Origin of the sequence: Glycomyces terrestris, assembly GCF_003933745.1 — a bacterium.
Lineage (GTDB): Bacteria > Actinomycetota > Actinomycetes > Mycobacteriales > Micromonosporaceae > Glycomyces > Glycomyces terrestris.
This window is the reverse complement of the sequence record NZ_RSEB01000004.1, coordinates 301,628-317,659: the sequence shown is the minus strand read 5'-3', so window position 1 is coordinate 317,659 and position 16,032 is coordinate 301,628. Positions and strand designations below refer to the sequence as shown.

Sequence of the window (16,032 nt, the reverse complement as noted above, 5' to 3'; positions counted from 1 at the left end):
GCCACAACCCGCAACGCCGCACACCACGACGATCAACCCACGACGCCGTGCTCCCACGCCCACGCCGCGATCTCCACCCGATTCCGCGCCGACAACTTCGCCCGCACCGCCTCCAGATGCGTCTTCACCGTCGACACCGACACGAACAACTCCCCCGCGATCTCCGCATTCGTCCGCCCCCGCGCCACCAGCTCCACCACGTCCAACTCACGCTCGGTCAACACCCGCACCGCCGCCGGACCATCCTTCACCGGCTCGCTCAACCGCTCCAGCAACCGCACCGTCACCGACGGCGACACCAGCGACTCCCCACTCGCCGCCGCCCGCACCGCCTCGATCAACAACGTCGGACCCGAATCCTTCAACAAGAACCCCGTCGCACCCGACCGCAACGCCCCGTACACGTACTCGTCCGTGTCGAACGTCGTCACCACCACCACCCGCGGCCCCGACCCGTTCGACCCCGCCAACAGCGTCCGCGTCGCCTCCAGACCGTCCAACCGCGGCATCCGGATGTCGAACAGGCACACATCCGGCTTCAACCGCCGCGCCTCCGCCACCGCCACCACACCGTCCGGAGCGTCCGCCACCACCTCCATGTCCGGCTGCGAATCGATGATGGCCCGGAAACCAGCCCGGACCATCTCCTGATCGTCTGCGATGAGCACTCGGATAACCACGCCCAGAGCCTAACCGCCCCTCAGGCGACCGCACCCGCCAGTTCCGGCTCCCGCACCGACACCCCCGCCCCAACCGGCCCCGCCGACACCGCCGCCTCACGCTCCAGCACCGCCCGCCGACGCGCCTCGCGCTGGCGGATGACGAACGTCGTCGTCACCATCACCAGCCACGTCCCCTCCAGCAGGATCAGCCCCCAGTCCCGCCCGATCACCGCCGCCGTCAGCAGGATCGAGCACGCCGAGATCACCAGCCCCAGCGACGCCGGCTTCGTCGCGTGGATCCGGTGCGTCTGCAGCAGCAGGAAGTTCGTGATGTACAGCAGCGCGCCGAGCACCTGGAGCGCGATACGGATGTCGAAGTCGTGCATTGGAAGGACCCCTTGACGGAACGAAGGCAGGCAGGAACGAACCCGCGCCCCACCACGGGCGCGAGCAGAAGCAACAGAAAAAAGCGGAAAAGGGCGCTACAGGGTCGCGGCCGGACGGCCGCCCGGTCTGCTCCGCGCGCACACCGCCAGCACGTCCCCCCGCCGCTCGCGCATCTGCAACGACCCGCAGACGCACCGCGTCCACACCGTCGCACCGCCGCCGTGGCGCGACACGGTGACCACCGGATCGTCGTCGGGCCAACCGCAGTACGGGCAGCAGGGCATGACCGCGTCCTCCTCGCGAAAGGGAAAAATGCTCGGGAAGCGAGCGCCCACCCGCCGGCACCAGACACCGGCGATCACGCTCACGATCGAGGTTAAGGTCCCATTCGTCCGGGCTACAACACTTCGGCGACGACGGTTTGCGAAACTCATCGTGAAGCGGCGGCTTCACTGAGCCGCCCCAGCGCCAGCCACGCCGAGCAGACAGGAGACACCCGGTGATCGACCTCCGCCGCCTGCACGTCCTGCGGGCCATCGCCCACCACGGCACCGTCTCCGGCGCGGCCAAAGCCCTCCACATGTCCACCTCCGCCGCCTCCCAGCAGATCCGCCTCCTCTCCAAAGACCTCGGCGTCCCCCTCCTCGAACCCGTCGGCCGCGGCGTCCGCCTCTCCTCCGCCGCCCAGATCCTCATCGCCCACATCGACGCCATCGAAGCCATGTGGCGCCTCGCCGAAGCCGAACTCCAGGCCACCGAAGGCGAACCCTCCGGACTCCTGCGCCTGTGCGGCTTCCCCACCGCCATCGCCACCCTCCTCGCCCCCCTCGTCGACACCGCCCGCGACCGCCACCCCAAACTCCAACTGCGCCTGCGCGAAGCCGAGGCCACCGAGAGCTTCGACCTCCTCTTCGCCGGCGAAGCCGACCTCGCGCTGGTGGAGGCCACCCCGGACAACCCGCCGCCCGACGACATCCGCTTCGACTCCCAGACGGTGTTCAACGACCCGTTCGACCTCGTCGTGCCCGCCGGCCACTGGGTGGCCTCGGCCGGCAAGGCCGACCTGCGCGACCTCGAACGCGAACCGTGGATCCTCGGCGTGCCCGGATCGATCCACCGCCGCCACGTGCTCACCGCCTGCTCCAACGCCGGATTCCGACCCACCGTCACCGGCGAGGCCCGCGAATGGCCGGTCATCGCGATCATGGTCCACCACGGGATGGGCGTGGCGCTCGTCCCGCGCCTGGTGGACCTGCCCCACCACCTCGACCTGGTGCGCGTCCCGATCGGCGGCCCGTACACGCCCTACCGGCACTTCCGGGCCGTCACGCTGCGCGGCGGGGCCCGCCGCCCGGCCGTAGCCGCGGTCATGGCGCTCCTGGAGGAGCGCATCCGCGCCGCCGAGGGCATCAACCCGGCCGCCTGAGCGGGCCGGCTTCGAACACGAACGCCCCTATTCGGACACTCGTCTCCGTTACGCTGACCGCATGTCCGATCACGGGAACCACGGTGCGGGCCCCGAGGCCCCCAGGCACCTCCGCGTCACCGGCGGCGCGCTGCTCTCGGGGACGATCGACGTCAAGACCTCCAAGAACGCCTGCGTCGCACTGCTGTGCGCGAGCCTGCTCAACCGCGGCACCACGACCCTGCGCCGCGTCGCCCGCATCGAGGAGGTCAACCGCATCCTGCGGGTCCTGGCGTCCATGGGCGTCCACCACGAGTGGATCGGCCAGGACCTGCGCCTGACCCCGCCCGAGCGCCTCGACCTCACCCGCATCGACGCCGACGCGGCCCGCCGCACCCGCTCGATCATCATGTTCCTCGGCCCGCTCCTGCACGACTACCCCGAGTTCGAGCTGCCCTTCGCCGGCGGCTGCGAACTCGGCGACCGCACCGTCGAACCCCACATGGTGGCCCTGCGCCGCTTCGGCCTCGCCGTCGAGACCTCCGGGGGCGCCTACCGCGCCGCCGTCAAGGACCGCGTCGAACCGCCCGGCACGATCGTGCTGACCGAGCGCGGCGACACCGTCACCGAGAACGCGATCATGGCCGCCGCCCGCTTCCCCGCCGTCACCGTCATCCGCAACGCCTCCTGCAACTACATGGTCCAGGACCTGTGCTTCTTCCTGGAGCACCTGGGCGTGCGCATCGACGGCGCCGGCACCACCACCATCACCGTCCACGGCCGCGAGGACCTCGAGGCCGACGTCGACTACGCGCCCTCCGAGGACCCCATCGAGGCGTGGAGCCTCATCTCCGCCGCGATCGTCACCGAATCCGAGATCACGATCCGCCGCGTCCCCATCGAGTTCACCGAGATCGAACTCGCCGTCGCCGAGGAGATGGGCCTGGAGTACGCCCGCGGCCCCGAGTACCTCGCCGAGAACGGCCGCACCCGCCTCGCCGACCTCACCGTCGGCGCCTCGCGGCTGCGCGCGCCCATGGACAAGATCCACCCGATGCCCTTCCCCGGCCTGAACATCGACAACCTGCCGTTCTTCGCGCTCATCGCCTCCTGCGCGGAGGGCTCGACCATGATCCACGACTGGGTGTACGAGAACCGCGCGATCTACCTCACCGAGCTCAACCGGCTCGGCGCCCGCGTCCGCCTCGTCGACCCCCACCGCATCCAGGTCGAGGGCCCCGTCGCGTGGACCGGCGCCGAGGTCACCTGCCCGCCCGCGCTGCGCCCGGCCGTCGTGCTCCTGCTGGGGATGCTCCGCGCCCGCGGCACCTCCGAACTGCGCCACGTCAACGTCATCAACCGCGGCTACGAGCACCTCGCCGAGCGGCTCCAGCTCCTGGGCGCCGAGATCGAGCCGTTCTGAGCAGGTGCGGCCCCCGCGGCCGTATGTGACACTTCAACGCATGAACATGCCGCCCGATGTGCCGCCGCAGACGTACGCCCTCCTCAGCCTCGTCCAGGCGCACCTGCGGCACCTCGACAAGGTCGAGGGCGAGTACCTCCCGGTCCCCCAGTGGGAGGCCGCGGTCGAGTCGGCCCGCACCGTCGCCGCCGTCAAGGCCCCCGGGGTCGAGGTCACCGCCGAGGACGTGCCCATGATCGTCGGCACCGGCTCCCCCGACCGCCGGCGCCGCCTGTACACGAGCATGCCCGTCGCCGCCGACGTCGCGCTCCTGGCCGACGAGTCCGAAGTGGCCGTGTTCTCCTACAACCGGCGCGGCCGCCTCCAGCCGGCCAACCGCACCGCACTCGACGCCCAGGCCCGCGCCTGGTACCCGCCCGCCAAGACCATCGCGCCCCTGCGCGTCCTCGACGAGGCCGTGTGGGAGCCCGTCGCGGCGGCGACCGGCGACTCCGGCCGCCCCGGCGTCTTCGAGGCCGCCGCCGGCTGGCTCGTCCTGCTCGTCCTCATCGCCTTCCTCGGCGGCACCGCCTACCTGGCGCTCTGGTACTTCCACCTCCTCTGATCCCCCTCGACCGAGACCGCCGGCCGCCCTCTTTCCCCTGTTCAGGCAAGGGAAGGAGGGCGGTCTTCCTTTTTGGTGAGTGCGCGGGCGAAGCCCGTGCTCGTGCTTCGAGACGGGCACTTCCGTTGACTGACAAGAGGTTTTTAAACCTCGGAGCCGATGTATATCTAGATATATGGCATAATGGACGCATGCTGAAGATGGCGATTCTCGGATTCCTGCGGGACTTCCCCCTGCACGGGTACGACTTGAAGAACCGCGTGGCGAGCCTGGCCGGGCACGTGCGGCCGATCGCGGACGGCACGCTGTACCCCACCATCAAGAAACTCGAGGACGCGCAGTGCCTCACCCGGCGCACCGCGCCCGGCTCGGTGGCCGCGCCCCGGCACATGCTCGAGATCACGCAGACCGGCACCGACCAGCTCCGGCGGTGGCTGCGCGACCCCGAGCCGGGGTTCATCACCGACGACAACAAGTGGTACGTGCTCCTCGCGTTCCTCCACCACCTCGAGAACCCGCGCGAGCAGGCGCTCGTGCTCTCCCGCCGCCGCGAGTTCCTCGACCAGCCGGCCCAGCTGTTCTTCGACGCGGCCGGTGCCCCCATCCCGCCCGAACTGCTCGAGTCGCCCTTCCGCAAGGGCCTCATGCAGATCCACCGCTCCACCAACCTCACCGAGATCGACTGGCTCGACCGCCAGATCGCCGAGCTCAACCAGCGGGCCGGCTACGCGGTGCGCCAGCGCGGCGGCGACTGACGTCCCACCGGCCGGAATCGTTGCATGCATCGATGCATGCAAGTGGTAGCGTCCTGCTCGTGACGGGACAGGCGGCGGCCGAACGCGCGTACGCGTACACCAAGCGGCGCATCATCACCGGCGAGCTCCCCGGGGGCGCGCGGCTCAGCGAGGGCCAGATCGGCGAGGAGCTCGAGCTCAGCCGCACCCCGGTGCACGAGGCGTTCCTGCGGCTCGCGGCCGAGCGGCTCATCACGCTGTCCTCCAGGCAGGGCGCGACGGTGAACCCGGTGTCGGTCACCGAGGTCGCCGACCTGGTGGAGACCCGCGGGGTCCTGGAGCGGACCGCGGTGGCGCGCATCGCCGCGCAGGGCCCGAGCCCCGCGGAGGTCGAGGCGGCGCTGGGCACGCCGCTCAAGCGCCAGGAGGCGGCCCTGGCGGCCGGGGACCTGGCCGCGTACGTCGAGGCCGACTGCGACTTCCACGCGGCCGTGGTGGGCCTGTCGGGCAACCCGATCGCGGCGCACTTCTTCGAGCTCCTGCGCGACCGGCAGCTGCGGCTGGCGTTCCTGGTGCTCTCCAGCAGCGGCCTGGTCCTGGACCTGTCGTTCCGCGAGCACCGCGAGATGGCCGCCTGCCTGGGCCGGCACGACGCCGCGGCCTACCACGCGGTCCTGGACCTGCACCTGTCGCGCCACCAGGGTCTGGCGTGAGCGCCGTCGCCCCCGAGGGCGTGGCGGCGCTGCCCGAGCCGCTCGCCGCGGCGCGGACGCGGCCGTGGCGGGTCCTGTTCGCGGTCATGTTCTGCACCAGCTGGGCCGGGAACCAGTTCAGCCCGCTGCTGCTGCTCTACCAGGAGCGCCAGCACTACTCGACGGCCGCGGTGAACGGGTTCCTCGGCGTGTACGTGCTCGGGCTGGTGCCGGCGTTCCTGCTCAGCGGGGCGCTGAGCGACCGGTACGGGCGGCGCCCGGTCATGTTCGCGGGCGTGGCCGCGGCCGTGGCGGCCTCGACGGCGCTGGCGTTCGGGGAGTCGGGGGCGGTGATGATCTGCGTCGGCCGGTTCCTGGCCGGGGTGACGGTGGGGACGGCGACGTGCGTGGGCACGGCGTGGATGAAGGAGCTGTCGCAGTGGCCGCACGACCCGGCCGCGGACACCGGGGCGGGGGCGCGGCGGGCGACGCTGGCGTTCTCGCTCGGGTCGGCGCTCGGCGCGGTCGTCGCCGGGCTCATCGCGCAGTGGGGGCCCTGGCCCGAGCAGCTGCCGTTCCTCATCCACGCGGCGGTGACGCTGCCGTTCGCGTGGCTGGTGCTGCGGGCGCCGGAGACGGCGCGCGTCGGCGTGCCGGGGCGGCTGCGCGAGCGGCTGCGGGTCCCGGCCGCGGGGCACCGGCGGTTCACGCGGGTGGTGCTGGTGAGCGGGCCGTGGGTGTTCGCGGCCTCGGCGATCGGGTACGGGTACCTGCCGGTGCTGCTGGCGGAGGCGACGCGGGGCTGGGGCATCGCGTACGCGACGCTCCTGACGGCGGTGGCGCTGGTGTCCTCGTCCCTCGTGCAGCCCTTGGCGAAGCACGTGGACACGAAGGACAGCGCGCGCGGCACGCTCGCGGGCCTGCTGCTCATCGTGGCCGGGCTGGGCCTGGTGGTGGCCGCGGACGTGCTCCAGTCGTGGCCGCTGGGGATCGCGGCGGCGGCGGTCGCGGGCGCGGGCATGGGGACGGCGATGGTCTCGGGGCTCCTGGAGGTGCAGCGGATCGCGGCCCCGCAGGACCTGGCGGGCCTGACGGGCGTGTACTACGCGGTGTCGTACCTGGGGTTCGCGTCGCCGGCGCTGCTGGCGGCGGTCGCGGCGGGCACCGGGACGGCCGCGGCGGTCGGGCTGCTGGCGGTCGCCGGGCTGGGGATCGGGTGCGCGCTGGTGCTGGCCGTGAACTACCGGCGGCACCTGCCGCGCTGAGCCGGGCCGCCCGGGCCGGCGTGTAGGGTGGCGGCCATGCGTTCGACCATCTCCCCGCCCGTCCGCTAGGGCGGGCATCCGAACTCCGCGACCGGCCGCGGCCGGTCGCGTCTTCCTGGCGTGCCCGCAGACGAGAGACCTTGCTCAGCACTCTCTTCTGGAGGACGCATGTCCACGAGTGGCACGGCCACTGTCATCGAAGCGCGCCCCGCGACCGGCTCGGCCCGGCGCGGGCTCGCGTTCCTCACCGTCACCGGTCTCGCGTGGGGCACCACCGGGGCCGCGGCGGACCTCGTCTACGGCGCCAGCGCGCTCGGCCCGACGGCCGTCTCGTTCTGGCGCCACCTCGGGGGCCTGGTGCTCCTGGGGGCGTTCTGCGCCCTGCGCCGGCGGCCGGCGCGGCGCCCGCTCACGGGCCGCCTCGGGCACCTCGTCGGCGCCGGGCTCGGCATGGCGGTGTTCCAGACCGCGTACTTCGCGTCGGTGGAGGCCACCGGGGTGGCGGTCGCGACGCTGCTGACGCTCGGGTCGGGGCCGGTGCTCACCGCGTTCGGGGCCCGGGTGTGGCTGGGCGAGCGCCTCGGGCGCGGCGGCGTCCTGGCCGTGGCCGGGGCGGTCGCCGGGCTCGCGGTCCTGGTCGGGGCCGACGCGACCGTCGCCCCGGCCGGGGCGGGCCTCGCGGTGCTGTCGGCGGCCGGGTACGCGGTCGTGACGCTCCTGGGCCGCAGCGCCGGACGGCGCGGCGAGGACGCGTTCACGCTCACGCTGTGGTCCTTCGGAGTCGGGGCGCTGGTGCTGCTGGCGCCGGCGGCGTTCGAGGGGCTGCTCCCCCGCGGCGGGAACGAGGCCGCGGCGGCGCTGCTCATCGCGTACCTGGCGGTGTTCACGACGGCGCTGGCGTACCCGCTGTACTTCGCGGGCGCGGCCCGGGTGCGGGCGGCGACGGCGTCGGTGATGATGCTGATCGAGCCGGTGACGGCGGCGGCGCTGGCGGTGTGGGTGCTCGGGGAGCCGCTGACGGGCGCGACGGTCGCCGGGTCGGCGGTCCTGCTGGGGTCGATCACGGCGCTGGCGGTCGCGGAGTCGCGGCGGCCGGCCGCCGGGTAGCGCGGAGGGCCGGGTCCGCGCGGACCCGGCCCTCCTAGAGGTCCTACTGGAGCTTGACCGGCCAGCCGGTCTCGAGCATGAAGATGACGAGGACGCCGAGGATGCAGCGGTACCAGACGAAGATGAAGACCGAGTGCTTGGCGACCCACTTGAGCATCCAGTGGACGGCGCCGAAGCCGACGACGAACGCGATGAGCGTGGCGACGAGCATCTGGGCGCCGGAGGGCACCGAGCCTTCGGTGGCGGGGTCGAAGACGTCGCCGAGGCTGAGGATGCCGGCGCCGAACACGGCCGGGATCGCCAGCAGGAACGAGTAGCGGGCGGCGACGGCGCGGTCGAGGCCGATGAACAGGCCCGCGGTGATGGTGCCGCCGGAGCGGGAGACGCCGGGGATGAGGGCGCCGGCCTGGGCGAAGCCGAGGATGAGGCCGTCCTTCATGCGGAAGTCGTCCCAGGTGCGGGTCTTCTTGCCGACCAGTTCGGCCAGGGCGAGGAGGAGGCCGAAGAAGATGAGGCTGAAGGCGACGAGCCACAGGTTGCGGGCGCCGTCGCGGATGGCGTCCTTGAAGAGGAGGCCGAAGAACACGATCGGGAGGGTCCCGATGATGACGTACCAGCCGAGCCGGTAGTCGGTGCCGCCGCGCTCCTCCTTGTTCCACAGGCCCTTCCACCAGGCCACGAGGATGCGGACGATGTCCTTCCAGAAGTAGATGAGGACCGCCGTCTCGGTGCCCAGCTGGGTGACCGCCGTGAACGACGCCCCCGCGTCCTCCTCGAAGAACAGCGCCGAGGTGAGGCGCAGGTGGGCCGAGGAGGAGATCGGCAGCATCTCGGTCAGGCCCTGGACGACGCCGAGCACGATCGCTTCGAGCCAGGTCATGTCGACCATGCGGGCGCCTCCGTCCGTGCATGGCAGGGGGGAATGTGCATTCGCGCTTCTTTCGTCACATCGACGGTCAGGCGTCGCTTCCGCCGCGTTGCGGCTCCCGGAGCGACTGGGACATCTTGCCAGACGCGCGAGGGTGACCGGCCGGTGTACGCACGGCAGTGAGACCTGCCGTACGGCGGGTCCACTGTGTCGGGTCGAGGGGGTGCGGGGGCGGGTCCGCCGCGGCCGGCCGGCCCGGTCGCATGGCAGGCCCCGGGGCGGTCGGCCGCGGCGCGGCGCCGATACAGGGACTCTACGGCCGCCCGTTCCCGCTTGGGCTCGTTTCTCCCGATTGGGCGGTTCGGCGCGGGCGCGGGCGCGAGGTGGTCGGGCCGTGGACGCGTTCGAGGGCCGGCGGGGGCGCTGATCCCCCGCCGGCCCTCGGACGCGTCAGGTCAGCGGTACCACTTCTGGGCGGCGTTGCCGCTGCATGTGACGATCTGGAGGTCGGTGCCGTCCGCGGGGTTCGCCCACGGCACGTCCAGGCACTTGTTCGCCTGCGGGTTCACGAGGTCGTTCGCGGCCGAGAACACCCATTGCTGGGCGCCGGTGCCGTTGCAGGTCCACAATCGCACCGCGGTGCCGTCGGCGGTGGCGCCATTGGCGACGTCGAGGCACTTGCCGAGGGCGCGCAGGGTCCCGTCGCCGGGCGCGGTCCACTGCTGGGCCGCGGTGCCGTTGCAGGTGTACAGCTGCACGGGGGTGCCGTCGGCGGTGCCGGCGGCCTCCACGTCGAGGCACTTGCCGGCCAGGCCGGTGACCGCCCCGCCCGAGGACGTCGATCCGGAGTAGACGCGCACGTAGTCGATCTTCATCGTCTGCGGGAACTGGGTGGTGCCGTCGGGGTAGCCGGGCCAGTTGCCGCCGACCGCGACGTTCAGGATCATGAAGAACGGGTGGTCGAAGACCCACTCGTTGCCGCCGATGTCCGCGGTGGTCTTCGTCTGGTAGGTGACGCCGTCGACCGACCAGCTGATCGCGGTCGGCGTCCAGTTCACCGCGAAGGTGTGGAAGCCGTTCGCGAAGGGCTGCCCGATCGTGTAGGCCCCGCCGACGCCGGCGCCGCCGGAGTAGCCGGGCCCGTGGAGGGTGCCGTGCACGGTGTTCGGCTCGTAGCCGACGTTCTCCATGATGTCGATCTCGCCCGACTGCGGCCAGCCGACCTGGCCGAGGTCGTCGCCGAGCATCCAGAACGCCGGCCAGATGCCCTGCCCGCGCGGGATCTGGATGCGGGCCTCGAAGGTGCCGTAGGCCTGCTTGAAGGTGCCGTTGGTGAGCAGCCGCGCCGAGGTGTACTGGCAGGCGCCGTACCAGCACTGGTAGTTCGCCGGGTTCTCGCGGCGGGCGGTGATGACCATGTTGCCGGCCCCGTCGTGGGCGGCGTTGCTGGTGGAGTTCGTGTAGTACTGGTGCTCGTTGTTGCCCCAGCCCCCGCCGCCGATGTCGTAGCGCCACTTGGACGCGTCCGGGGCGGTGCCGGCCGCGGCGTTGAACTCGTCGCTCCACGTCAGGGCCTGGGCCTGGACCTGCTCGTGGGCGCGGGGCTCGTCGAGGTCGGCGGCCCCGGCGGTGGTGAGGCCGACGGTGGCGGCGGCCGCGGCCGCGATCGCGGCGCTGGCGACCGCGAGGGCCGCGCGGATGGGTCTGCGGACTCGGGGTGGTCTCACGGAGGCGTCCTCTCGTTCCGTGGTGGAGCGCGCGTCACGGGGGGAACACCATGAGAGAGCGCTCTCTGTAAATGTTCCTGTCTTTTTAACATCGGGATAGATCATTGTCAATAGGGCAAAGCGGGGCGGGGGGCCGGGAGCAGCGCCGGTCCCCCGCCCGCGGGTCAGCCCTTGACGGCGCCGCCGAGGCCGGCGCTGGAGAGGAACAGCCGCTGGAACACCAGGAACAGCGCGATCGGGATGAGCGAGGAGATCGCCAGCGCGGCCAGGAAGACGTCGAGTTCGACGAACTGCTGGAGGGCGGGCAGGCGCACCGACAGGGGTTGGAGGGCCGGGTCCGGCAGGACGAGCATCGGCCACAGGAAGTCCTTCCAGGACGCGATGACGGCGAAGACGGAGACGACGCCGATCACCGGGCGCGACATGGGCAGCACGACCGACCAGAAGAGGCGGTAGGGGCCGGCGCCGTCCACGCGGGCCGCTTCGAAGATCTCCCGGGGGAGGTTGGCGAAGAAGCGCTGCATGAGCAGGACGTTGAAGGCGTTGGCGCCGGCGGGGAGCCACACGGCCCAGAACGTGTTCAGCATGGAGGTGCCGAGGACGGGCGGGTCGAGGATGGTCAGGTAGAGCGGGACGAGCAGGACGACGCTGGGCACGAACAGGGTGGCGAGGACGGCGCCGGAGAGGTAGCGGCCCAGGCGCGGGCGCAGGACGGCGAGGGCGTAGCCGCCGGTGGCGGCGACCAGGAGCTGGACGGCCCAGGAGCCGGCGGCGAGGGCGACGGTGTTGAAGAAGTACTTGTCGATCTCGACGCGGGTCCAGGCCTCGGCGAGGTTGGCGAGGTCGATGCCGTTCGGCCACAGGGCCATGGGTTGGCGCAGGGTGTCCTGGGTGGGGGTGACGGCGGCCTTGGCGAGCCAGAGCATGGGCCCGAGGCCGGCGACGGCGAGGACGGTCAGGAGCAGGCCGTGGAGGATGCGGGTGCTCCAGCGGACGCTGGCGCGCCTGCGGTCGGTGGGGGCCAGGAGGGCCCGGTCGGTGGCGGCGGCCATCAGCTGCTCCAGGATCGGGTGAGGCGGAAGTACAGCATGGAGAAGGCGGCGAGGACGAGGGCGAGCATGAGGCTCAGGGCGGCCGCGGCGCCGTAGTCGCCGCCGAGGGAGTTGGTGAACGCGTACCGGTAGATGAGCAGCAGCAGCGTCAGGGTCCGGTTGGCGGGGCCGCCGTCGGTGAACAGGAACGGCTCCAGGAAGACCTGGGCGGTGCCGATGATCTGGAGGATGAAGGTGATGAGCAGGACGCCGCGCAGTTGCGGGAGCGTGATGTGCCAGAGCTTGCGCCACACGCCGGCGCCGTCGATCTCGGCGGCCTCGTAGAGCGAGGGGTCGACGCCGATGAGGGCGGCGAGGTAGATGACGACGGTGCCGCCGGCGGCGGCCCAGGTCGCCTCGAGGACGAGGGCGGGCATGACGGCGTCCGCGTCTTGGAGCCAGGCGACCGGGCCGAGGCCGAACCAGCCGAGGACGGTGTTGAAGACCCCGTCCTCGCCGGCGTCGTAGAACAGCTTCCACAGCAGGACGGCGACGACGGGCGGGACGACGACCGGCAGGTAGGCGAGGGCCGAGAACAGGCCGCGGAGCCTGCGGACCTCGCTCATGAGGATCGCGGCCACGAGCGGGACGGGGTAGCCGAAGAGGAGGGCCAGGAGCGCGAAGTACCCGGTGTTCTGGACGGCCGTCCACAGCAGCGGGTCGGCGGCGACCTGCTGGAAGTTCGCGAAGCCCACGAAGACGGGGTCGGCGACGAGGTTGGTGCGCTGGAAGCTCATGACGACGGCGCGTCCGATGGGGACCCACGAGAAGACGCCGAAGACGAGGAGCATGGGGGCCAGGAAGACGAGGGTGTGCAGCCCGGCGCGGGCGCGGGCGAGGCGGGCGCCCGGGCGGCCGGGCCGGGCCGCGTGCTGCGGCCCGGCCAGGTCTCCCGTGACACCGGCGGGGCGGGTGTCGGTGGTGGTCATGGTCGGTTGCCTTCGGTTAGGCGGCGGCGTCCATGGCGGCCTGGGCTTCGGCCTGGGCCGTCTCCAGGAGCGCGTCGATGTCGGCGTTCTCGTCGGTGAGGAGGGACTGGACGACGGTGTCGAGGACGCCGTAGACCTCCTGGGTGGCGGTGACCGGCTCGGTCAGCAGCGGCTGGGCGAACACCTGGGAGGTGTAGGGGGCCATCTGCTCGACCGGGACGTTGACGTACTCGGCGATCCAGGTCTGCTGCTCGTCGTAGGTGGCCTGGTCGAACACGGGGAGCTCGGGGGCGCCGACGGGCTGGCCGGTCTCGGCCTTGACCTCGGCGTCGGCGACGGCGGCGGCCTGGTCGGTGAGCTTCTCCATGTAGTAGAAGTCGATCCAGGCGACCGCGGCCTCCTGCTCCTCGGGCTCGGCGCCGGGGCTGACGGCGGCGAGGGTGCCGCCGCCGAGGACGCCGGCGTCGGGCGAGTCGGCGAGCGGGAGGACGGTCAGGCCGTAGTCGTCGGGGTTGAGGCCGTTCTGGGTGAACAGGTTCCCGTAGTTGCCGCCGCCGGAGACGTACATGCCGATGCGGCCGGCCGCGAAGTCCTGGTTGATGGTGGCCCAGTCGTACTGGAGGGTGTCGCCCATCGAGTCGTCCTGCCAGCGCATGGCCTGGAGCAGGCCGAGGGCCTCGCGCATCTGCGGGGTGTCGATGGTGGCGGCGCCGCCGTCCTCGGTGCGGCCGCCGAGGGCGTTGACGACGGTGGTGAGGATCCAGCCGCCGGTGTTGTCGTTGGTCATCACCGCGTAGCCGGCCTCGCCGGTGGCGTCGCTGATGGCCTTGGCGGCGGTCTGGACCTCGGCCCAGGTGGTGGGCGGGGCGTCGGGGTCGAGGCCGGCGGCCGCGAACAGGGTCCGGTTGTAGTGGAGGCCCTGGCCGTAGGCGGCGATCGGGATGGCCCAGAGGTCGCCGTCGGCGTCCTCGCCGGCGGCGGCGATGTTCGGGTTGAACGCGTCGCGGTAGGGCAGTTCGGCGGTGTAGGCGGAGACGTCGGCGATCTGGCCGCGCTCGATGAGGCCGCGCCCGTCGGTGAAGGGGATGGTGAACACGTCGGGGAGGGTGCCGCCGGCGAGCTGGGCGGTGAAGGTCCCGGCGGTCCAGGTGTACTCCTGGGTCTCCACGTCGATGTCGGGGTGGGCGTCCTCGAACTGCGCGACGCGGGCGTTGAAGGCGTCGATGGCCTCCTGTTCGAGCCCGGCGTCGATGGTGACGGTGATGTGGGTCCTGCCGTCGTCGGGCTCGTCCGAGCAGGCGGCGAGGCCGAGCGCGGCGACGCCCAGGGCGGTGAGGGCGGCCGCGGTCCTGGCCGCGGCGGTGCGAGAGGTAAGCATCGTTGCTCCTTGTCGGTTCCGGTTGTGGTGGAGGGGTCGGCGTTTCGTTGGGACGGTGCGGTCAGTTCCGCAGCCACGCGGCGGCGTCGCCGGGCAGGCGGCCGCCGCCGTTCGCGTCGCGGTCGAGCGGGGCGCTGGCGAGCAGCGCCTCGGTGTGGGCGGGCAGGTCCGCGGGGGCGTCGCCGAAGTTGACGACGCAGGTCAGGTCGGCGCCGCGCCGGAAGGCGAGGGTGCCGGGCGCGGCCTCGGTCCAGGCGAAGTCGCCGGTGCGCAGTGCCGGTTCGGTGCGGCGCAGGCGGATCGCGGTGCGGTAGAGGTTGAGGAAGGAGTCGGGGTCGGCCTCCTGGAGGTCGGCGGCGCGGCTGCCCCAGCCGGCGGGCTGGGGCAGCCAGGGGGGAGCGCCGGTGGTGTTGAAGCCGCAGGTGTCGCCGGCGGCGGTCCACGGGAGGGGGACGCGGCAGCCGTCGCGGCCGGGGTCGGTGCCGCCGGAGCGGAAGTGCATGGGGTCCCGGCGGGCGCCTTCGGGGAGGTCCTCGACTTCGGGCAGGCCGAGCTCGTCGCCCTGGTAGACGTAGAGGACGCCGGGGAGGGCGGCGGTGAGGAGGGCGGCGGCGCGGGCGCGGCGGGCGCCGAGGGCGAGGTCGGTGGGGGTGCCGAAGCGCTTGGCGGCGAAGGAGAACGAGGTGTCCTCGCGGCCGTAGCGGGTGACGGGGCGGGTGACGTCGTGGTTGGACAGGACCCAGGTGGGCGGGGCGCCGACGCGGGCGTGGGCGTCGAGGGTGGCGCGGATCGACTCGGCGAGGGCCGCGGCGTCCCAGGGGCGGGTCATGAAGTCGAAGTTGAAGGCCATGTGCATCTCGTCGTCGCGCAGGTAGCGCACGAAGCGGTCGATGTCCTCGAGCCAGACCTCGCCGACCAGGAGGCGGTCGCCGCCGTAGGAGTCGGCGACCTTGCGCCAGCCGCGGTAGACGTCGTGGAGCTCGTCGCGGTCGAGGTGGGGGTGCGTGCCGGGCTCGTGGTGCTCCCCCACCTCGGGCAGGTCGGGGTCCTTGGCGATGAGGGCCGCGGAGTCGATGCGGATGCCGGCGACGCCGCGGTCGTACCAGAAGCGCAGCACCGCTTCGTGCTCGGCGACGACGTCGGGGTGGTTCCAGTTGAGGTCGGGCTGCTCGGGGGTGAACAGGTGCAGGTACCACTGGCCGGGCTCGCCGTCGGGGCCGGCGGTGCGCGTCCAGGTGTCGCCGCCGAAGCTGGAGGTCCAGGCGGTGGGCATGCGGCGGCCGCCGTCCTTGCCGTCGTGGAACCAGAAGCGGCCGCGGGCCGGGTGCCCGGGGGGCGCGGCGAGGGCCTCCTGGAACCAGGCGTGCGCGGAGGAGACGTGGTTGGGGACGACGTCGACGATGGTGCGGATGCCGAGGGCGAGCGCGTCGGCGATGAGGGCCTCGGCGTCGGCGAGGGTGCCGAGGGCGGGGTCGATCTCGCGGTAGTCGGCGACGTCGTAGCCGCCGTCGGCCTGGGGCGAGCGGTACCAGGGGGTGAACCAGAGCGCGTCGACGCCGAGGGCGGCGAGGTAGGGCAGGCGCTCGCGCACGCCGGCGAGGTCGCCGGTGCCGTCGCCGTCGGCGTCCGCGAAGCTGCGCGGGTAGACCTGGTAGATCACCGCGTTCCGCCACCACTCGGGGGCGGGTCCGGGCTGCTGTCGCGCGTGCAATGTGGCTCCGTTCGTGCGTCGGGCGCGGCCTAGGAGGGGGTGGGGGCAT

General features: G+C 72.5%; 15 protein-coding genes and 1 pseudogene. 7 read left to right on the top strand and 9 right to left on the bottom strand.

Translation table 11 applies throughout. The features are described from left to right. Positions 1 to 32: 32 nt before the first annotated feature. From EIW28_RS15535 to EIW28_RS15525, 3 genes are all read right to left on the bottom strand, one after another. Positions 33 to 680, bottom strand: a complete 648-nt coding sequence (locus EIW28_RS15535) for a response regulator (RefSeq protein WP_125248627.1) — start codon at positions 678 to 680, stop codon at positions 33 to 35. Positions 681 to 700: 20 nt separating this feature from the next. Then, positions 701 to 1,048 (bottom strand): hypothetical protein, encoded by a 348-nt coding sequence (locus EIW28_RS24265; protein WP_125248626.1) that lies wholly within the window; start codon positions 1,046 to 1,048, stop codon positions 701 to 703. Positions 1,049 to 1,144: 96 nt separating this feature from the next. Next, positions 1,145 to 1,417: a hypothetical protein gene (locus tag EIW28_RS15525; RefSeq protein ID WP_197717294.1), complete on the bottom strand. Its 273-nt coding sequence runs from the start codon at positions 1,415 to 1,417 to the stop codon at positions 1,145 to 1,147. Positions 1,418 to 1,548: 131 nt separating this feature from the next. Between EIW28_RS15525 and EIW28_RS15520 the strand changes: the two genes are divergently transcribed. From EIW28_RS15520 to EIW28_RS15490, 7 genes and pseudogenes are all read left to right on the top strand, one after another. Further along, positions 1,549 to 2,475 carry a LysR family transcriptional regulator gene (locus EIW28_RS15520; protein WP_125248625.1) on the top strand — a complete coding sequence of 309 codons (927 nt, stop codon included), beginning with the start codon at positions 1,549 to 1,551 and terminating at the stop codon, positions 2,473 to 2,475. Between the two features lie 88 nt (positions 2,476 to 2,563). After that, positions 2,564 to 3,877: pseudogene (locus EIW28_RS15515) on the top strand (UDP-N-acetylglucosamine 1-carboxyvinyltransferase); the annotation flags it as partial. 40 nt (positions 3,878 to 3,917) lie between these two features. Beyond that, positions 3,918 to 4,481, top strand: a complete 564-nt coding sequence (locus tag EIW28_RS15510; RefSeq protein ID WP_125248623.1) for a hypothetical protein — start codon at positions 3,918 to 3,920, stop codon at positions 4,479 to 4,481. Between the two features lie 191 nt (positions 4,482 to 4,672). Next, the gene (locus tag EIW28_RS15505) at positions 4,673 to 5,236 is read left to right on the top strand and encodes a PadR family transcriptional regulator (protein WP_125248622.1); all 564 of its coding nucleotides are present in this window, start codon (positions 4,673 to 4,675) and stop codon (positions 5,234 to 5,236) included. Positions 5,237 to 5,295: 59 nt separating this feature from the next. Further along, positions 5,296 to 5,928: a GntR family transcriptional regulator gene (locus EIW28_RS15500; RefSeq protein ID WP_158630418.1), complete on the top strand. Its 633-nt coding sequence runs from the start codon at positions 5,296 to 5,298 to the stop codon at positions 5,926 to 5,928. Further along, positions 5,925 to 7,172, top strand: coding sequence for an MFS transporter (locus EIW28_RS15495; RefSeq protein WP_197717293.1), 1,248 nt, complete (start codon positions 5,925 to 5,927; stop codon positions 7,170 to 7,172). The genes EIW28_RS15500 and EIW28_RS15495 overlap by 4 nt, the downstream gene beginning before the upstream one ends. Positions 7,173 to 7,340: 168 nt before the next feature. Continuing rightward, positions 7,341 to 8,279 (top strand): DMT family transporter, encoded by a 939-nt coding sequence (locus tag EIW28_RS15490; RefSeq protein ID WP_125248620.1) that lies wholly within the window; start codon positions 7,341 to 7,343, stop codon positions 8,277 to 8,279. A 43-nt stretch (positions 8,280 to 8,322) separates the two neighbouring features. On the opposite strand, the gene EIW28_RS15485 is transcribed toward EIW28_RS15490, so the two are convergent. The 6 genes from EIW28_RS15485 to EIW28_RS15460 all read right to left on the bottom strand — a co-directional run bounded on the left by EIW28_RS15485 (position 8,323) and on the right by EIW28_RS15460 (position 15,983). Further along, positions 8,323 to 9,159, bottom strand: a complete 837-nt coding sequence (locus EIW28_RS15485) for an undecaprenyl-diphosphate phosphatase (protein ID WP_125249029.1) — start codon at positions 9,157 to 9,159, stop codon at positions 8,323 to 8,325. 443 nt (positions 9,160 to 9,602) lie between these two features. Further along, entirely contained in the window at positions 9,603 to 10,874 is a 1,272-nt protein-coding gene (locus tag EIW28_RS15480; RefSeq protein WP_232013999.1) for a glycoside hydrolase family 16 protein, read from the bottom strand. A 164-nt stretch (positions 10,875 to 11,038) separates the two neighbouring features. Further along, complete coding sequence (locus tag EIW28_RS15475) at positions 11,039 to 11,926, bottom strand: carbohydrate ABC transporter permease (protein ID WP_125248618.1); 888 nt, start codon at positions 11,924 to 11,926, stop codon at positions 11,039 to 11,041. Then, positions 11,926 to 12,894 (bottom strand): carbohydrate ABC transporter permease, encoded by a 969-nt coding sequence (locus EIW28_RS15470; protein WP_125248617.1) that lies wholly within the window; start codon positions 12,892 to 12,894, stop codon positions 11,926 to 11,928. Before EIW28_RS15470 ends, EIW28_RS15475 begins: the two co-directional genes overlap by 1 nt. 16 nt (positions 12,895 to 12,910) lie before the next feature. Beyond that, a complete protein-coding gene (locus EIW28_RS15465) occupies positions 12,911 to 14,272 on the bottom strand; it encodes an ABC transporter substrate-binding protein (RefSeq protein WP_125248616.1) in 1,362 nt (453 codons plus the stop codon). Between the two features lie 61 nt (positions 14,273 to 14,333). Beyond that, complete coding sequence (locus EIW28_RS15460; protein WP_232013998.1) at positions 14,334 to 15,983, bottom strand: glycoside hydrolase family 13 protein; 1,650 nt, start codon at positions 15,981 to 15,983, stop codon at positions 14,334 to 14,336. Between the last annotated feature and the right edge of the window lie 49 nt (positions 15,984 to 16,032).